The organism is Streptomyces griseiscabiei (assembly GCF_020010925.1).
Classification (GTDB): Bacteria; Actinomycetota; Actinomycetes; order Streptomycetales; family Streptomycetaceae; genus Streptomyces; species Streptomyces griseiscabiei.
In genome coordinates, this window is record NZ_JAGJBZ010000002.1 from 2875924 (window position 1) to 2893693 (window position 17770).

The 17770-nt window shown below is 70.9% G+C and carries 16 protein-coding genes; 10 read left to right on the top strand and 6 right to left on the bottom strand.

What is annotated here, in order from left to right; all coding sequences use genetic code 11:
- Window positions 1-5: 5 nt before the first annotated feature.
- Window positions 6-470 carry an SRPBCC family protein gene (locus J8M51_RS29795; RefSeq protein WP_086761512.1) on the bottom strand — a complete coding sequence of 155 codons (465 nt, stop codon included), beginning with the start codon at window positions 468-470 and terminating at the stop codon, window positions 6-8.
- 222 nt (window positions 471-692) lie between these two features.
- Between J8M51_RS29795 and J8M51_RS29800 the strand changes: the two genes are divergently transcribed.
- Entirely contained in the window at window positions 693-1658 is a 966-nt protein-coding gene (locus J8M51_RS29800) for a hypothetical protein (protein WP_267299586.1), read from the top strand.
- 108 nt (window positions 1659-1766) lie between these two features.
- Here J8M51_RS29800 and J8M51_RS29805 read toward each other — a convergent pair whose 3' ends face one another.
- On the bottom strand, window positions 1767-2141 hold the full coding sequence (locus tag J8M51_RS29805; protein ID WP_086754024.1) for a cupin domain-containing protein: 375 nt from the start codon (window positions 2139-2141) through the stop codon (window positions 1767-1769).
- Between the two features lie 155 nt (window positions 2142-2296).
- On the opposite strand from J8M51_RS29805, the gene J8M51_RS29810 reads away from it, so the two are divergent.
- On the top strand, window positions 2297-4600 hold the full coding sequence (locus J8M51_RS29810) for an MMPL family transporter (RefSeq protein ID WP_086754022.1): 2304 nt from the start codon (window positions 2297-2299) through the stop codon (window positions 4598-4600).
- A gap of 42 nt (window positions 4601-4642) precedes the next feature.
- On the opposite strand, the gene J8M51_RS29815 is transcribed toward J8M51_RS29810, so the two are convergent.
- From J8M51_RS29815 to J8M51_RS29825, 3 genes are all read right to left on the bottom strand, one after another.
- Window positions 4643-6922: a M4 family metallopeptidase gene (locus tag J8M51_RS29815; protein ID WP_086754020.1), complete on the bottom strand. Its 2280-nt coding sequence runs from the start codon at window positions 6920-6922 to the stop codon at window positions 4643-4645.
- Window positions 6923-7134: 212 nt separating this feature from the next.
- On the bottom strand, window positions 7135-8376 hold the full coding sequence (locus tag J8M51_RS29820) for a hypothetical protein (protein WP_086754018.1): 1242 nt from the start codon (window positions 8374-8376) through the stop codon (window positions 7135-7137).
- Window positions 8377-8457: 81 nt separating this feature from the next.
- Window positions 8458-9273: an SAM-dependent methyltransferase gene (locus tag J8M51_RS29825; protein ID WP_086754016.1), complete on the bottom strand. Its 816-nt coding sequence runs from the start codon at window positions 9271-9273 to the stop codon at window positions 8458-8460.
- A gap of 199 nt (window positions 9274-9472) precedes the next feature.
- Between J8M51_RS29825 and J8M51_RS29830 the strand changes: the two genes are divergently transcribed.
- On the top strand, window positions 9473-9691 hold the full coding sequence (locus J8M51_RS29830; protein WP_086754014.1) for a hypothetical protein: 219 nt from the start codon (window positions 9473-9475) through the stop codon (window positions 9689-9691).
- Between the two features lie 114 nt (window positions 9692-9805).
- On the opposite strand, the gene nac is transcribed toward J8M51_RS29830, so the two are convergent.
- Window positions 9806-10756 carry a nitrogen assimilation transcriptional regulator NAC gene (nac, locus tag J8M51_RS29835; RefSeq protein ID WP_086754012.1) on the bottom strand — a complete coding sequence of 317 codons (951 nt, stop codon included), beginning with the start codon at window positions 10754-10756 and terminating at the stop codon, window positions 9806-9808.
- A 326-nt stretch (window positions 10757-11082) separates the two neighbouring features.
- Between nac and J8M51_RS29840 the strand changes: the two genes are divergently transcribed.
- The 7 genes from J8M51_RS29840 (at window position 11083) to J8M51_RS29870 (ending at window position 17759) form a co-directional block, all read left to right on the top strand.
- Window positions 11083-11865 (top strand): LamB/YcsF family protein, encoded by a 783-nt coding sequence (locus tag J8M51_RS29840; RefSeq protein ID WP_086754010.1) that lies wholly within the window; start codon window positions 11083-11085, stop codon window positions 11863-11865.
- 1 nt (window position 11866) lies between these two features.
- Entirely contained in the window at window positions 11867-12718 is an 852-nt protein-coding gene (locus J8M51_RS29845; protein WP_086754008.1) for a 5-oxoprolinase subunit B family protein, read from the top strand.
- Window positions 12711-13688, top strand: coding sequence for a 5-oxoprolinase subunit C family protein (locus J8M51_RS29850; RefSeq protein WP_086754006.1), 978 nt, complete (start codon window positions 12711-12713; stop codon window positions 13686-13688). Before J8M51_RS29845 ends, J8M51_RS29850 begins: the two co-directional genes overlap by 8 nt.
- A gap of 63 nt (window positions 13689-13751) precedes the next feature.
- Complete coding sequence (locus J8M51_RS29855; protein ID WP_267299587.1) at window positions 13752-15062, top strand: MFS transporter; 1311 nt, start codon at window positions 13752-13754, stop codon at window positions 15060-15062.
- Between the two features lie 63 nt (window positions 15063-15125).
- Window positions 15126-15869, top strand: coding sequence for an SDR family oxidoreductase (locus J8M51_RS29860; protein WP_216587449.1), 744 nt, complete (start codon window positions 15126-15128; stop codon window positions 15867-15869).
- 3 nt (window positions 15870-15872) lie between these two features.
- Complete coding sequence (locus tag J8M51_RS29865) at window positions 15873-17072, top strand: aspartate transaminase (protein WP_086755636.1); 1200 nt, start codon at window positions 15873-15875, stop codon at window positions 17070-17072.
- Between the two features lie 9 nt (window positions 17073-17081).
- Window positions 17082-17759: a 4-carboxy-4-hydroxy-2-oxoadipate aldolase/oxaloacetate decarboxylase gene (locus tag J8M51_RS29870; protein ID WP_086755635.1), complete on the top strand. Its 678-nt coding sequence runs from the start codon at window positions 17082-17084 to the stop codon at window positions 17757-17759.
- Window positions 17760-17770 lie beyond the last annotated feature (11 nt).

The window sequence follows — 17770 nt, forward strand, 5'->3', positions numbered from 1 at the left end:
GCGGCTCAGCCCCTGCGGCCCTCCACCCAGCCGGCGATGTCGTCGAGGTCCTTCGCGACGGCCTTGCGTACGGCACGGGCGCCGATGGGCCCCATGAGCCGGGCGAGGACTCCCGCGACGGCACCGGTCGACTCCGCCGAGAACGTCATCAGGATCGTCGTCGACTCCGGTCCGTCGGCCCGCAGCACCCACTGGGACACATAGCGGGAGCCGTGCGACTCGGCCTCCACCACATAGCGCTCGGGGGGTTCGCTGACGGTCACCCACATCTCCTCAGTGGCGTCCTTGCCGAACATCCGACGGGTCTCCCGCCACCGGGTGCCCACTCCGAAGCCCCCTTCCGTGAGGACCTCGACCTTGGTGACACCGCTCAGCATCCGGTCCATGCCGCCGAGGTCCGTCAGGACTTCCCACACCCGTCCCTGAGACGCGGCGACCCGCCGCTCGACTACCACACCTCTGCTGGTCATGACTCCCATCAAAGCACCGGGCACCGACACCCGCCCCAGGACGGCCGCCGCCCCGGCCACCGCTTCGGCCGGGGCCCCTGGGGCCGCATGGAAGGGATCGGGCCGCGGGTATTTCTCCTCTACGCGTTCGCACACCACGTCAGGCCGCTCCGTCCGGCGGCCCCGCGAGGCGGTTGCGTCACCGCCGTCGCACCCCGTCCACCACCATCCGAGGAGAACCCGATGACCGAACGCCCCGAGGGTGCGCCGGCGCAACCGCCACAGCCGCAGGACCAGCCCTCCGCGTCCCCGGCCTGGCCGCCACCGGCCCAGCCCCAGACGCCCACCCCGACCCAGACGCCCACCCCGACCCAGGCGGACATACCGGCGCCAGCGGGCATACCGGCCCCGGCGCCGACCGCCTACCCCTACCCCAACCCGCAGTCGCCACCGGCCGGCTATGGCCCCGCGGTCGCCCCGGTCCCGGCCCAGGCGCCTGCGTACGGTCAGCCGGCGGGCGGCTTTCCGCCGGGCGGGTACCCGCCGTACGGGGCCCCGCCCGCGACCGGTGCGGGGGGCCGCGCCGTGCTGTGGGTGCTGCTGGGCGCGGTGGTGGCCTCCGCGGCCTGGGCCGGCGGTGTCCTGCTGCTGGGCAAGGACGACGGCGAGGCGGATCTGCGCGGCTACACGGCCAAGTCCAATCTGTGCCCCTCGGTGGACTACTCGTCGTTCAAGAACGAGTACCCGGAGGAGGACACCGCCCCGGTGAACAACTCCCTGGAGCACGAGGCCCTCGACCAGGGCTACTGCAGCATCTCCCTCAAGGAGTCCTCGACCTCCTCCCTCTCCGACGCGTACTTCTCGGTCCAGATGGACCTCCACAAGAAGACGGACCCCGGCCCCGAGTTCACCGCCCTGTGGTCCGAGTACGACCAGCGGTACGACGACTACGAGGTGGACAAGGTCGACGGCTTCGGCGACGAGGCGTATCTCGTCACCGAGGACACCACGTCCGGCGACGACAACAGCGGCAGCCGGTCGGCCACCCTCGCCGTGCGCGACGGCTGGATGACGTACGAGATGCGGTGGAGCGCCTACGGCTCGACCTACGACGACGTGAGCATGCCCGAGGTCGACGATGTCGTGGAGTGGTTGAAGACCGACACCAACGCGACGCTCGACAACCTGCGGGAGTCCAACGGGATCTAGACCCTCGGGCCCGGGGACGGGGTCGTCCGGCACACGGACGGAGGCGGGGCGCGTGTGCGCCGCCGCCTCCGGCCCCTCTCGCACCCGGATCGGGTCAGTCGGTTCGGGTCAGCCGGGTCGGTCGCCCTCGGCCTTGGCGTAGTCCGTCGCCATCTGCCCGGCGAAGTCGTACAGCAGGACCTGTTCGTCGCCGACCACCCACGCGTCGTGCCCCGGCGGGCACACGAAGGCGTCGCCCGGTCCGACCTCGCCCTCACCACCGTCGTCCATACGGATGTGCATACGCCCCTGGACCACATAGCCGTTGTGGTGGACCTGGCAGCTCTCCGTGCCCGCGATGGGGGCGACGGACTCCGACCAGCGCCAGCCCGGTTCGAACGTGGCCACGGCGAAGTCGAGCCCGGTGAGGTGAACGGCTTCGAGGTGACCCCGTGGGAAATCGCGCCGTTCGTCCGGCTTCTCGACCGTCTTGATCTCCAGCATGGCGGCTCCTTCCGTTCCGTCCCACCTCCCCATCGTCCGCCTGTCAAGCCGGGGCCGCCAACCGGGGGACCCGCTTCCTCCGGACGTGCCGGGCCGCCGGGAGCGTCGTGTAATGGGGTCCGGGAGATCGCTTCCGTGCTTCCGTGGGAGAGACGATGCGCTCAGGTCGTACCGGTGGGAAGGGCGGGGGAAAGGCCGAGGCGGGGCGGCTGCGAAGGCTCGGCGAGTGGTGCGCCCGGCACTTCGTGATCGTGATCGTCGCCTGGCTGCTCGCCCTCGCGGGCCTCCAGGTGCTGAACCACGCCTACGGCGGCGACTACTCGGACGACTTCGACCTTCCCGGCGTGCAGTCCACGGAAGGCCTGGACGTCCTCAAGGCGCACGACCCGGCGGCCGGCGGCTACAGCAGCCAGATCGTCGTGTACGACAAGGACAAGGCGCTCACCTCGCTCGGCTCCCAGATGTCCGACACGGTCTCCAGCCTGGAGAAACTGCCGCATGTGCTGTCGGCGCAGAATCCGCTGTCCACATCCTCCGGCCAGTCGTCCCAGTCGTCCCAGTCGTCGGGTCAGTCGCAGCAGCCGAACGTCGGTCCGCTGTCCACCGACCAGAAGACGGCGTACATCACCGTCCGCTTCGACGTCCAGCCCTCCACCCTCGGCGACGGCTACCTCCACGGCGTGGACGACTCCGTGCAGCCGCTGCGGTCGGCGGGCGCCGAGGTCGAGTACGGCGGACCGCTCGGCGAACTGGCCCGTCCCGCGCCCGACGACCGGGTGAGCGAACTCATCGGGTTCGCGGTGGCCATCGTCGTGCTGCTGGTCGGCTTCGGCAGCATCGTCGCGGCCGGACTGCCCCTGGTGACCGCGCTGCTGAGCGTGGTCGGGGGCCTGGCCTGTCTCGGGCTGCTGGCCTCGGCGTTCGTCTTCGCCACCGTCTCCCCGACCCTGGCCACGATGATCGGTATCGGCGTCGGTATCGACTACGCCCTGTTCCTGACCACCCGCCACCGGCAGAACCTCATGGACGGCGACGACCCGGTACGCGCGGCCGGCCGTGCCGCCTCGACCAGCGGCCACGCCGTCCTGGTCTCCGGCTGCACGGTGATCGTGGCCCTCGCCGGGCTGTACGCGTCCGGGGTGAGCTTCATCGGCAAGCTCGGCCTCGCAGCCGCCGTGACCGTGGTCTCCGCGATCATCGGCGCCCTCACCCTGGTCCCGGCCCTGCTCGGCCTCATCGGCGGACGCATCGACCGCTACCACGTGCGCAAGCCCGTCGCCGAGACCGGCGCCGACACGGGGGAGGAGATCACCGGCACCTGGCACCGCTACGCCCAGCGCGTCGAGCACCACCCGTGGCGGTTCCTGTCGGCCGGTGTCCTGACCGTCGCGATCCTCGCGATCCCCACCTTCTCCATGCAGCTCGGCCATATCGGCGACGGCGCCGACCCCACCTCGTTCACCGACCGCCGTGCCTACGACCTGATGACCGACGCCTTCGGCCCGGGCTCCAACGGCCCGCTCACGATCGTCATCGACCAGACCTCGGTGCCGTCCTCGGACCGGCAGAGCCTGCAGAGCACCGCGCAGAAGAACCTCGACGCGGTCGAGGGGGCGTACGCGGTCACTCCGCTGACCCCCACCCAGGACGGGGACGTCCTGGTCGGCACGGTCTACTCCAAGGAGTCCCCGCAGAACGCCGACACCACCGACCTGACGAACCGCCTCGTCGACGACACCCTCCCCGCCTCGGTCTCCGGTACCGAGGCGAAGGGCTATGTCACCGGGACCACGGCCTCCCAGGTCGACTTCCGCGACATCGTGGCGAGCCGGCTGCCGATCATCATTGCCGTGGTCGTCGGCCTCGCCTTCCTGATCATCCTCGCCGTCTTCCGCGGTCTGCTGGTCGCGGTGAAGGCGGCGGTCCTCAACGTGCTGTCCATCGCCGCCTCGTACGGCGTGGTCGTCGCCGTCTTCCAGTGGGGCTGGGGCGGGCCCTCCCTGGGTGTCCACGGCAAGGTGCCCATCGAGAGCTACGTCCCGATGATGATGTTCGCCATCATCTTCGGCCTCAGCATGGACTACGAGATCTTCCTGCTCTCCCGTGTCCACGAGGTGTGGACACGGACCGGCGACGCCCGTGCCTCCGTGGCGCACGCACTGGAGATCACGGCCCGGGTCATCACCTGCGCCGCCCTGATCATGGTCAGTGTCTTCGCCGCGTTCATCGTCAGCGACAACATCGTGGTGAAGATGCTGGGCCTCGGCCTCGCCGTCAGCGTCCTCATCGACGCGACGGTCGTACGCCTGCTCATGGTCCCCGCCGTGATGACCCTGCTGGGCCGTCACGCGTGGTGGACCCCGCACTGGCTGGACCGGATCATGCCGCACATCGACGCGGAGGGGGACACGGCCAAGCGGCCGGTCCCACAGGGGCGGGACCGGCCGCTCGACGGCTGACTCACTTCATTCGCACGGCACTTGACAGGCCTTGACGGTCCGTCAGAACGTCAGCTTCCAGCTGTTGACGTAACCGGTGTCGAGGCTGGCCACGTCCTGGACCCGCAGCTTCCAGGTGCCCGCGGCGGTCTCGGAGGAGGCGTCCACCGTGTAGGTCTCGATCACGTTGTCGGCCGAGTCGGACCCCGCGGAGTTCTTCAGCCGGTACGCCGTGCCGTCCGGGGCCACCAGGTCGACGACCAGGTCACCGCGCCAGGTGTGGACGATGTTCACGTCCACGGAGAGCGCGCTGGAGGCCGCTCCGGCCCGGTTGACGTTGATCGGGGACTCGACGGTGCCGTTGTCGGGGATCTGGTAGTCGCCGGTGTTCTCGAACACCGACTGGTTCCCCTCCTCGTCCACCCGCCAGGCGAAGCTCGCCGTCCCGGTCTCGCCGGTCGCGTCCGTCACGGTGACCGTCGGCGTCGAGTTCCCGGCCGTGGTCGGGGTGCCCGAGATCCGGCCGGTGGCGGCGTCGATGGACAGCCCGTCCGGCAGGCCGGTGGCCGCGTACGACAGGGCGCCGGCGTTGGTCGAGGACGCCTGGACGTCCAGGGTGACGGCCTGTCCGATCAGGGAGTACTGGGCGGCCGGCGGGACGACCGTGACACCGTCGAGGATCCGGGCGCCGACGTTGATCCCGGCCCAGGCGTTGGCGGTGTTGTTGTAGGTCACCGAGCCGAGCCCGTACAGGTCGGCGGCGGCCTGCAGGGTGGCGGCGCGGGCGCCCGCGTAGTTGGTGCTGGATGTCATGTACGTGGTGAGCGCCCGGAACCAGATCTTCTCGGCCGCGTCCCGGCCGATCGGTGTCACCGGCAGCCCGTCGAAGGTCGGCGAGTCGTAGGAGACGCCGTTGACGACCTTCGCGCCGCTGCCCTCGGAGGCCAGGTAGTACCAGTGATTGGCCGGGCCCGAGGAGTAGTGGACGTCGATGTTGCCGAGCGTGGACGACCAGTAGTCGCGCGAGGAACCGTCCTTGCTGGGCTTGTCCATGTAACGCAGCGGCGTGCCGTCGCCGTTGATGTTGATCTTCTCGCCGACGAGGTAGTCACCGACGTCGCCCGCGTTGCCCGCGGCGAACTCCACGGCCGCGGCGAAGATGTCGGAGGTCGCCTCGTTCAGGCCGCCCGACTCACCGCTGTAGGTGAGGTTGGCGGTGACCGAGGTCAGACCGTGGGTCATCTCGTGCGCGGCCACGTCGATCGAGGTCAGCGGGTTGGCGTTGCCCGAGCCGTCGCCGTACGTCATGCAGAAGCAGGAGTCCTGCCAGAACGCGTTGACGTAGTTGTTGCCGTAGTGGACCCGGCTGTACGGCGCCACGCCGTCGTTGCGCAGGCCGTTGCGCCCGTGCACGTTCTTGTAGTAGTCCCAGGTCAGCGCCGCGCCGTAGTGCGCGTCGGCACCGGCGGTCTCCAGGTTGGCGGTGGTCCCGTCGCCCCAGATGTCGTCGCTCCCGCTGAACAGCGTGCCCGTCCCGGACGAGCCGCGGTTCAGGTTGTACGTACGGTGGTTGCCCCGGTCCGCGTCGGTCAGCGTGTACGACGAGCCCGACTGGCTGGTGCCGAGGGTGACCGTGCCGCTGTAGCGGGTGTTGCCCGTGCCGGTGTGCACGGCCTCGTACTCGAAGAGCTTCTTCCCGGTCTGCGCGTCGGTGATGACATGCAGCTCGCTCGGGGTGTCGTCGTGCTGGAAGCCGCTGACGACGGTCTCGTAGGCGAGGACCGGTGTGCCCTTCGCGGCCCAGACGACCTTGCGGACGCTGTCCGGAGCGGTCTTGGTGGACCCCTCCTCCTTGGCCGCCGCGAGCGCCTGCTTCTCGGCCGTGGCCTTGGAGACCTCGGGGCTGAGGTCCGACACCTTCAGCGTGGGCTTGTAGGCGCGGGTGACGCTCTCGACGGCGCCGGACTTGGCGGCGTGCACGACGAGGTCGCCACCGAGCACGGGCAGGCCCGCGTAGGTGCGCTCGTAGCGGGTGTGCACGGTGCCGTCGGCGTCCTTGACGACGTCACGGACCCGCAACTCCTCCTGGCTGCCCAGGTCGAGGCGGTCCGCGGTCCTGTCGGTGGCCTTCTCGGCCGACCGTATGAGGGTCTCGCGCTGGGTGGGCGAGAGCTTCGCGGGCAGGGCGCCGCGGTCGGGCTTCGCGGACACGGGACGGGCGGTGCCTTCGCCGCCGTCACCGCGTGCGATCGCGGGTGCGCCCGGGACGGCCACGGCGAGCATGGCCGCCGCGACGACGAGGGCGGCCGTGGCCGAGGTACGTCTGTGGGGGGTGGATCTCACGCGAACTCCTTTGCTGCGGCCGACGTTGGACGAACGGCCGTACGAAGGACCCGGTGCACGGGTCGAGGCACCGGGTGGGGCAGGGAGTGCTGCGATGCGGGTGCGCGTGCGCCGTCGTGAGACGGAGTGCGCACAGAGTGACAGACGTGAGCTGACTATGTCAGGGGCACAACAACTCTTTGGCCGGAAAATGTTCGATCACCGACCACCGCTCACCGGCCATCGGTGACCAGACGCTCACCTGCGGCGGCCCGGACCTCGGCCCCCTCCATCGGATCGTCCCGGAGCAGGGCGAGCCGCTCCCGTACCCGCGGGTGATCGGGCGCGTGCGCGATCCCCAGCAGACGGGCGTCCGATTCGCAGTCCCACAGCGACTCGGCGAACGCGAAGTCGAGTCCGGACGGCGCCACGGCCGCCAACGCCCGCAGGAAGTCCGGCCGTTCGTAGGAGTGCGGGGTGCGCAGCCACAGCCGGCGCAGCACCGGTGCCGCCGCCGCGCCGGCCGCGCCGAAGCGGGCGATCCCGTCGGCCAGGGTGGCGGGACCGCACCACTGGCGTGCTGCTTCGTGCGCCTCCAACTCCTCCAGGAGGAAGGGCAGATCCTGGAGCGTGCCGTGTTCCGCCAGCAGCTCGACGCCGATCCGGGACAGCCATGTGTGCCCGTCCACCGCCCACTCCCGCGCCGCGGGCACGGCGAGCGGACCGAGTCGCAGGACCGCGGACTCCAGTCCCATCAGCGGAAGTTCACCGTTCACCCCCGCAAGGCTCGGCACCAGCGGGACGAGCGAGAGATCCGGCGGACGCCCGGCCAGGAGGCGCAGGGCCTCGATCCTCGTGGAGAGTCCCGCTCCGCCGTCGGCGAGGACGTCCAGCAGCCGGCCGCTGCCCTCACCGATGCCGATCATGTCCGGAGGGCACGGCCGGCACGGGCCCTCGGATGTATGTGTTTCGGCCCCCAGGCGCCAGCGCACCCAGGGCTCGGAGTGCCACAACCGGGGCCGGTCGTCGCCCAGCCGGGCCCGCGCGACCTCCGCCAGGTCGTCCCACCACGCCAGGGGCCAGACATCCGCCACCGACTCCAGTACATCGCCCCAGTGCTCGCCCTCGCGGACGTACGCCCGCAGCGCCTCGCGCGCCTCGGCCGACCCCGACAGGGCCAGCAGTTCCAGGATCCGGGTGGCCCGGTCGCAGTCGTCCGCGTCGCCCGCGAGGAGGGTGAGCACGGGGCCGAGGGAGAGCTCCGACTCCCGTATCAGGCGCGCCAGATACAGATCGCGGTCGTCCACCAGGGTGTCCCAGCGCCAGTCCTCCCGCACGACGTCGTACACCTGCTGGACCGACGCCTCCGGCTCGTCGAGCACCCGCAACGCGCCCAGGCCACGGCCGCGTTGCAGCAGGCCTTCGAGGGTGCGTGGGGAGGCGTACGCGGGCTCGGCGGAGGTGTCGTCGCTCATCGCGGGAAGCCTGCCGGAGACGCCCCGCCGGCACCAGCCGTTTTCCCGGCGGCCGGGCGGGGCGTGTCCCGTCACCTCATGTCACGGCTTGCGGGCGAGGCCCCCGTGTTCGGCGATGACCTTCGGGGCGGGGTCGCCGGGGTCCGGACGCCACAGCGGGACCGAGACGACGCCGGGGTCGAGGAGCTCCAGGCCGTCGAAGTAGGAGGTGATCTCGTCCACCGTGCGCAGGTTGTAGGGCACCGCGCCGCTCTCGTTGTACCCGTCCTGGGCCCGCTCGAAGACCGGGTCGATGCCCCGGGAACCGTCGTTGACGGAGAGGTAGCTCCCGGACGGCAGCGCTCCCAGCAGGCTGTCGACGACGGAGCGCGCCTGGGCGGTGTCGGCGACATGGCCCAGGATGTTGCTGAGGATCAGCGCGGTCGGCCTGCCGAGGTCCAGTGTCTCGGCTGCGGCCGCGAGGATGCGGTCCGGGTCGAGCACGTTGGAGTCGACGTAGGCGGTCGCCCCCTCCGGTGTCGAGTACAGCAGGGCACGGGCGTGGGCCAGGACCATCGGGTCGTTGTCGACGTAGACGATCCGGGCCTCCGGCGCGATCCGCTGGGCCACCTCATGGGTGTTGTCGGCGGTCGGCAGGCCCGTGCCCACGTCCAGGAACTGCCGTATGCCCGCCTCGGCGACCAGGTACGTGATGTTGCGGCGCAGGAAGGCGCGGCTGCTGCGGGCGATGGTCACGATGCCGGGGAACACGTCCGTGTACGCGTCGCCGGCCTGCTCGTCGACGGGGTAGTTGTCCTTCCCGCCCAGCCAGTAGTTCCAGATACGGGCCGAGTGCGGCACCGAGGTGTCGATCTTCTGTTGCGCCGCCGGTCCGGGCGTGGGCGCGTGGTCGGTCATGTCTGCCGTCCGTCTTTCAGCCGAAGCGAGGAGTTCCGGACACAACTTACGTCCCGACCCCCGTGCTCCGTACGCCAGTTCACATTTTCCGGGGGCCCGAGCAGCGGTTTCACCGGGGGCGGGAACTTTCGCGACGTCGCCGGCGTCCTTCGTGGTGAGGCTGGACGCACCTGGTGCTGCGCGACGGAAGTGGGTTGCCATGACGACGAACGACCCGACCACGATCGAGACCACGCTGGCCGACGGCCGCCGGATGACCCTCTCCCTGCCTCCGACCGGCGCGGGCTGGGCCGCCGACGGGATCAAGGCACTGCGTGTCGTCCCGCCCACGCACACCGGCCGCGGCCAGGACCCGCCGGCCCTGCCCGAGCGCCCCGCGCTCCCTCTCGAGGTCGCGCTCCTCGGCTTCGGTGCCTAGGAGTGCTTCGTGCTTCTTGGTCTCAGTTCGGTTCGTAGTTCGGTTCCTGGTTCGGTTCGTAGTTCGGTTCGCAGTTCGTAGAGGGAGAAGGCCCACGTGGTGCCGGGTGCGCCGCTATTCGTGGGCCTTCTCGATGCCCGGGCCGAAGTCGGGCCCGGTGTCCGGGGAATCGTCGTAGTCCGCGATGAGTTCGAGGAACACGTCGTGCACCGCCAAGGCGGGTTCGGACAGGGGCTGATTGTCCGAGGTGACCAGGGAGAGTTTCACCTGGATCTCCGGATTCACGATGCGGCGGACCGACAGGGAGTGCACATCGAGGACGGCGCGGGCGGCGGACCAGGGGAGGACGGTCGCGCCGAGATTCGCGCCGACGGCGTTGACGAGCGTCAGGGCGGACTCGACCTCGCCGACCACCTTCGGCCGGAGCGAGGCGTGCTGGAAGGCCGCCTCCACCACCTGCCGGATCGTGTGGATCCCGCTGGGCAGCAGCAGCGGCACATGCTCCAGCTCCTCCAGGCTCACCTCGCCCTCACCCGCCGGGGCCGTGCCGGGCGCCCCGATCAGGAACAGGTCCTCCGTCCGCAGCGGCTCGAACTGCACACCCCGTAGCGGTCCGGCTCCGTAGATGAACGCCATGTCCATCCGGCCCGTCATGATCGCCTCGCTGATCACCCCGCCGAAGTTCTCGTTGACGTGCAACAGGATCTCCGGATAGCGCTCGCGCACGCTCCGCAGGAGCGGCAGCGCCAGTGCCGCGCCCAGGCTGTACGGGGCCAGGCCCACCGACACGCTGCCGGCCGGGGCCCGGCCCGAGACCGAGACCGCCGCGTGGGCGAGGTCCACCTGCCGCAGGATCAGCTGCGCGTGCCGGTACAGGACCCGGCCCGCTTCCGTCGGGGCCACCCCGCGCTTGCTGCGGATCAGGAGCTGCTGACCGAACTGCGCCTCCAGCGCGGACAGTTGCTGGCTCAGCGCCGGCTGCGCGATGTGCAGGATGTCGGCCGCGCGCGTGATGCTCCCCGCATCGATGATCTTGATGAACGAGTAGAGGCGTCTGGTGTCCATGCGGGGCCTTCCACGGGGAGCGGAGCCTCATCGTAGGGAGCGGGTGAGCCGGGGCACAGTCCCGCACCCCTCCCGATGTGGCCTGGGTCATAACGGTTCGCGATAACGCCACAGCGAATGTGTATTGGCGATCGTGTGAGCGCCCGATTAAGTTGAGCGGAACATCCACCCCGGAATCTCCGAGAAATGCCCGACGGAACGAGGGGTGGGGAATTCCTGGTGGATTTCCTGGTCGGTTTCTCGATGGATTCATCGGTGGAATTCTTGGTGATCTTCCCGTCGCCTGTCCCTTTCCGTGCCGGTTCCCCTTTCATCCGGAGGACGTCATGACCCCCATGGTTGATCTCGTCGCCGATCTGGGCGAGGGATTCGGTGCCTACACGATGGGTGACGACGCGGCCCTGCTGGAATTGCTGACCTCGGCGAACGTCGCCTGCGGATTCCACGCCGGCGACCCGCGCATCATGGACGCCACCGTGCGGGACTGCGTACGGAACGGAGTGGCCGTGGGCGCCCATCCGAGCTTTCCCGACCTGGCCGGATTCGGGCGCCGCGCGATGGACCTCACTCCGGAGGAAGTCCGGACGGATGTGCTGTACCAGGTGGGCGCGCTGCAGGCGTTCGCCGTCGCCCACGGCACCCGCGTCCGCCATGTCGCCCCGCACGGGCGGCTGGGCAATCTGGTCGCCGTGCGCGCCGACTACGCCCGTGCGGTCGTCGAGGCCGTCGCGTCCCTCGACGATTCGCTGATCGTCCTCGCGCAGGACGGCGAACTCGCCGACGCGGCCCGCGCCCGGGGACTGCGGGTCGCCATCGTCGGCATCGCCGACCGTGCCTACCAGGACGACGGGACCCTCGTCCCCCGCTCCGAGCCCGGCGCGGTGATCCACGACCCGGACGAGATCGCCCGGCGAACCCTGCGCATGGTCACCGAGGGCGTCGTCCGCAGCGTCGGCGGCAAGGATCTGCCGGTCGGCTGCGACACCGTGCTGCTGCACGGCGACACCCCCGGAGCGATCGCGCTGGCCGGCCGGGTCCGCGCCCAGCTCCTCGCCGCAGGCGTCGGGATCACCCACCTCGACGCCGTCCTGCACGCCCGGGGGGCCTGACATGGCCGCCGACGCCGTGCAGGCGGCTGACACGGGCGCCGACGCCGAGCCGGGCCGCGCCCCCGGTGGCCCGGTGTGCACCGTCATGGACTGCGGCGACTCCGCGCTCGTCGTCAAGGCCGCCGGCCCGGACGCCGAGGAGAACTGGCGGCTCGTCCACGCGCTGGCCGACGCCCTCGACGCCGTCCGTCTGCCCGGTGTGCACGACATGGTCGCCACCTACGACGCCCTGCTGGTCGAGTTCGACTCCGCCACCACCGACCACGAGACCGTCCGCCGGGTCCTGCGCCACGAGGCCGACCGTATCGGGGCCGGGGCCGGGCAGCGGTCGTCGGCACCTCCCCGGCGCTTCGTCGTCCCCGTCGTCTACGGCGGGGAGTTCGGCCCCGACCTGCCCGAGGTCGCCGCCCAGCTCGGTCTGACCGAGGACGAGGTCGTCGCCGTCCACTCCGGATCGGATCTCACCGTCCGCTGTCTGGGCGCCCCCGCCGGGGCACCGATGATGGACGGGCCGCCCTTCCCGGGGCCGGTGCCCCGGCTGGCGTCACCCCGGACCCGCGTCGACCCCGGCGCGGTCGCCGTCGCCGGACGGCAGGCGGTCATCTGCCCGATGCCGTCGCCCGGCGGCTGGCCCCTCCTCGGCCGCACCCCCCTGCGCGTCCTCGACCCGCACAGCGACCCGCTCACCGCCTACCGCCCCGGCGACACCTTCCGGTTCGTCCCCATCACCCCCGACGAGTGGGACACGTACGCGGGCACACCTCTGGCCGCGTACGACGCCGGCACCGGCACCGGGGGCGGACCCGCCCACGACGACGCCTCCCGTACGACCCCGGCGGGCCGCCGTGGCTGACACCCTCACCGTCCGCACCGCCGGTATCACCACCGTCCAGGACCTCGGCCGTGTGGGCCGCTCCCGGTACGGGCTGCCCGCCAACGGAGCCGCCGACCAGCACTCGGCCCGCGTCGCCAACGTCCTGTGCGGCAACGACGAACGCGCCCCGCTCCTGGAGATCACCGCCCTCGACTTCGCCTGCGTCCCCTCCGGCGACATCCTCGTCGCCGTCACCGGAGCCCCCGCCGACCTCACCGTCGACGGACAGCCCCGCCCCCGGTGGGAGCCGGTCTCCGTACGGGCAGGCGAGACCGTCCGGATCACCGGAATCCGGCAGGGACTCCGCGTCTACCTGGCCGTCCTCGGCTCGTTCGAGGCCGACCGCCTCCAGGGCAGCTGCGCCCCCGACACCGTCCTCGGCTTCGGGCCCCCGCTGCGCGCCGGCGACGAACTGCGGCTGCGCACCTCCTGCCCGCCCCTCGACCACCCCTACTCCCGCATCCCGCTGTTCCGGCTCCACGCACCCGTCCCCGCGTTCCCCACCACCTGGAACATCGACGTCACCGACGGCCCCGACCGGGCCGAGTTCGGTGACACGGGGACCCTGCTGTTCGACGCGCCCTTCACCGTCGGCGCGCAGAGCAACCACATCGGCCTACGCCTACGAGGCACCGCTCTGCCCCGCCGCGTCACCCACGGCGAGGTCCTCTCCCGAGGCGTCCCCATCGGCGCCGTCGAGGTGCCCGCGGGAGACGAACTCCTCGTCCTGCACCGGGGCCGAGGCGTCACGGCCGGCTACCCCGTCCTCGCCGTCGTCACCGCCACCGGTCTGTCCGCCCTGGGGCAGGTGCGCCCCGGACAGACCCTCCGCTTCCGCCGCCGCACCCTCGACCAGGCGGTCACCGCACACCGCGCCCGGCGAGCCGCCGTGGACGCGCTGAAGACCCGCGTCCGCACGGCGTTCGACGCCCTCCGCATCCCCCGCTGAGGCCCGACCGCGCCCCACACCGACTCCCCGTTCCCCGCTGCCCGCTCCAGGACAGGAGACGCCATGACCACCATGGCCGCTCAGCCGGTACCCCACACCGTCGACCCCAGAACAGCACGCAAGGTCACCCTCGCCGGATGCGTCGGCATCTTCGCCGAGCTCTACGACAACGGCATCTTCGGCTTCATGGCCGGCACCCTCGCCGTCGTCTTCTTCCCGGGCTCCGAGAACGCCATCCAGCTCGTCTTCCTCGGCTACGCCGTCTCCTTCTTCTTTCGCCCCCTCGGCGGCATCATCTGCGGCCACCTCGGCGACCGCATCGGACGCCAGCGCATGCTGGTCTTCGTCATCATGCTGATCAGCGTCGCCACCGCCTGCATCGGCCTGCTGCCCACCTACGCCGGCATCGGCATAGCGGCCCCCGCCCTGCTGATCCTGCTGCGCGTCGCCCAGGGCTTCTCCGTCGGCGGCGAGGCGTCCGGCGCGATGAGCTTCCTCGCCGAACACGCCCCCGAGGGCAAGCGCGGCCTCTACACCAGCTACGCGCAGATCGCCTCGTTCCTCTCCCTGCTCACCGGCACCCTGATCGCCGCCGCCATGACCAGCGGACTCGGCGCCGAACGCATGGAGTCCTGGGGCTGGCGCATCCCGTTCCTGCTCGCCGTACCGCTCGGCGTCACCGGCATCTACATCCGCAAGCGCATCAGCGACACCCCCAACTTCACCCGCCTCCAGGAAACGGGCGGCCTGTCCAAGAACCCCCTCAAGGAGGCCTTCACCTCCGCCGAGCACCGCCGCGCCATGCTGCTCGCCCTGTTCATCCCCCTGATGAACGGCTCCGGCTACTACGTCCTGTTCGGCTACATGCCCACCTTCATGAGCAACGAGCTGGACTTCGGCAAGGTCCAGGGACTCCTCGTCACCGCCTCCAGCCTGGTCGCGATCTGTATCGCCATCCCCTACATGGGCCGGCTCTCCGACCGCGTCGGCCGCAAGAAGGTCATCGCAGGCGCCGCGATCGCCATGGCCGTCGTCGGCATCCCCTGCTATCTGCTGATCGGCACCGGGAACGTCGCCCTCGCCGTCCTCGGCGCCTGCGTCATGGCCGTGGTCTTCGCCGGGCACACCGGCGTCATCCACATCCTGCTCGTCGAGCTGTTCCCCACCCGGGTCCGCTACTCCGCCTACGGCCTCGGCTACAACGTCTCCGCCGCCCTCTTCGGCGGCACCGCCCCGCTGCTGATGACGTACCTCATCGACCGCACCGGCAATGTGCACATGCCCGCCTTCTACGCCGTCGTCACCGCCCTCGGCACCCTCCTCGCCGTCTCCCGGGTCCAGGACCGCGCCCATCTGCCCCTGCGCGACGCCTGACCGACGGCCCCGCACCCCCCTCAGGCACCCGCACCGCCCCCCACCACCAAGGAGCACCACAGCATGCCCATCTCCGACTACAGGACGGCCCTGGTCACCGGAGCGTCGACCGGCATCGGAGCAGTGGTCGTCGAACGCCTCGCCAAGCAGGGCCTGGAGGTGCACGCCCTGGCCCGCAACGCCGAACGCCTCGACGCCCTCGCCCGCACCACCGGCTGTGTCCCGCACGCCGTCGACATCACCGACACCGACGCCCTGACCGCCGTCCTGGACGGCCTGGAGATCGACGTCCTCGTCAACAACGCGGGTGTCTCCCGCACCGGCAACATCCTGACCGCCGACGAGTTCGCGATCGACGAGCAGATCGCCGTCAACATCCAGGCCGTCCTGCACCTGGTCCGGCTGCTGATGCCCGGCATGGTCGAGCGCGACCTCGGCCACATCGTCAACATCAGCTCCATCGCCGGTGTCTACAACTTCGGCGGCAACACGATCTACCACGCCACCAAGGCGGCCGTGCACACCCTCTCCCGCCAGCTCCGCGTGGACGGCTACGGCCGCCGGATCCGGGTCACCGAGATCTGCCCGGGCCGGGTGGAGACCGAGATCTTCGGCCGGCTGCTCGGCGACATGGAAGCCGCGCAGAAGCAGTTCTACGACGGCTACGAGTCCCTCAAGCCGGAGGACATCGCCGACGCCATCGAGTTCGCCGTCGACTCGCCCCGGCACGTCAACATCGGCCACATCGAGATCCTGCCCACCTTCCAGGTCCCCGGCGGCCTGAACTTCGAACGCCGGGAGGGCTGAGACATGAGCACGGCCAAGAGGGTCCGCCGGATCAATCCCTCGCCCAGCACGGCGGCGGCCCAGCGCGTCCGCGAGCTCAAGAGCCAGGGACACACCATCCTCGACCTGACCGTGGGCGAGCCGGACTTCGACACCCCGGACCATGTGAAGGCCGCCGCGATCCGGGCCATCGAGGCGGGCGAGACCAAGTACACGCCGGTCAACGGCACCCCACGGCTGCGCGCCGCGATCACCGAGAAGCTGCGGCAACGCCATGGCCTGACCGTCACCGACGCGCGGATCACGGTCGGCGGCGGCGCCAAGCAGGTCATCTTCCTCGCGCTGGCGGCCACCCTCGACGAGGGCGACGAGGTCGTGATCCCGGCCCCGTACTGGGTGTCGTACCCCGACATGGTCCTCGCCAACGACGGCACCCCCGTCGTCGTGGACTGCCCCGAGGCGGACGGCTTCAAGCTGACCCCACGGCGTCTCGCCGACGCGCTCACCGACCGGACCCGCTGGGTGGTGCTCAACACCCCCGGCAACCCGACCGGAGCCGCCTACACGACCGCCGAACTCCGGGCCCTCGCCGAGGTGTTGCTCGACCACCCGCACGTCCGCGTCCTCACCGACGAGATCTACGACGAGATCTGGTACGCCGACGAGGCCGCCCCGTCCCTCGCCGCCGTCGAACCACGCCTGGCCGACCGGGTGTTCCTCACCAACGGCGTCTCCAAGTCGTACGCCATGACCGGCTGGCGCCTCGGCTACGGCGTGGGCTCCGCCGACCTGGTCACCGCCATCAACACGCTCCAGTCCCAGATCTCCTCCTGCCCCTCCTCGGTCAGCCAGGCCGCCGCCGCCGAAGCCCTCACCGGCCCGCAGGACTTCGTCCGGGACACCGTCGCCGTCTACCGGGCCCGGCGCGACACGGCGGTCAAACTGATCGGCGACATCCCGGAGCTGAGCTGCACCACGCCCAGCGGAGGGTTCTACCTCCTGGTCGACTGCCGGGAGGTGCTGGGGAGGTCGACGCCGGACGGCCGGCGGATCGGCACCGACGAGGAGTTCGCCCGTCACCTCCTCGACAGCCGGCAGGTCGCCGTGATCCACGGGGCGGCCTACGGCGCGCCCGGCTACTTCCGTATCTCGTTCGCCACCTCCTCGGACGTCCTCACCGAGGCGTGCGCCCGTATCGCGACGGCCTGTGCCGCGCTCTCCTGAAAGGCCACCATGATCCGCGTCAGTACGAAGTTCGAGCGGCCGGACGCCACCGTCGTCGAGCGACTGAGCGCCTTCTCCTCGGCCACCGTCCACGAGGCACAGGGCCGGCTCGGCGCCCTGGACTCCGCCATCAAGCCCGTCGACCACCGGATGTCCCTGTGCGGCCCCGCGTTCACGGTCCAGTGCGCGCCCCGCGACAACCTGATGCTCCAGACCGCCATCGCCTACGCCCGTCCCGGTGACATCGTCGTCGTCTCGGCCGGCGCCTACGAGGAGGCCGGTTCCTTCGGCGACGTCCTCGCCAACGCCTGCCAGGCCAAGGGGCTCGGCGGTCTCGTCACCGACACCGGCGTCCGTGACACCGAGGACCTGCGGGCCCTGGGGTTCCCCGTCTTCTCCCGCAGCGTCTCCGTCAAGGGCACAGTGAAGGAGACCGTGGGCCCGATGTGCGAGCCGGTGACCGTCGGTGGCGTACTCGTCCGCCCGGGGGACGTGGTGCGGGCCGACGCCGACGGTGTGGTCGTCGTACGCCGGGAGGACGCGGCGGAGGTGGTCACCCTGTCCCAGGAACGGATCGACGCCGAGGCCGGGTACATCGCCGCCTACCGGTCGGGAAGGACCGTCATCGAGATGTGCGGCCTCGAACCGCTGCTCGCGGCCAAGGGGTTGGTCGTCGACGACGAGTGACGGCACGACGT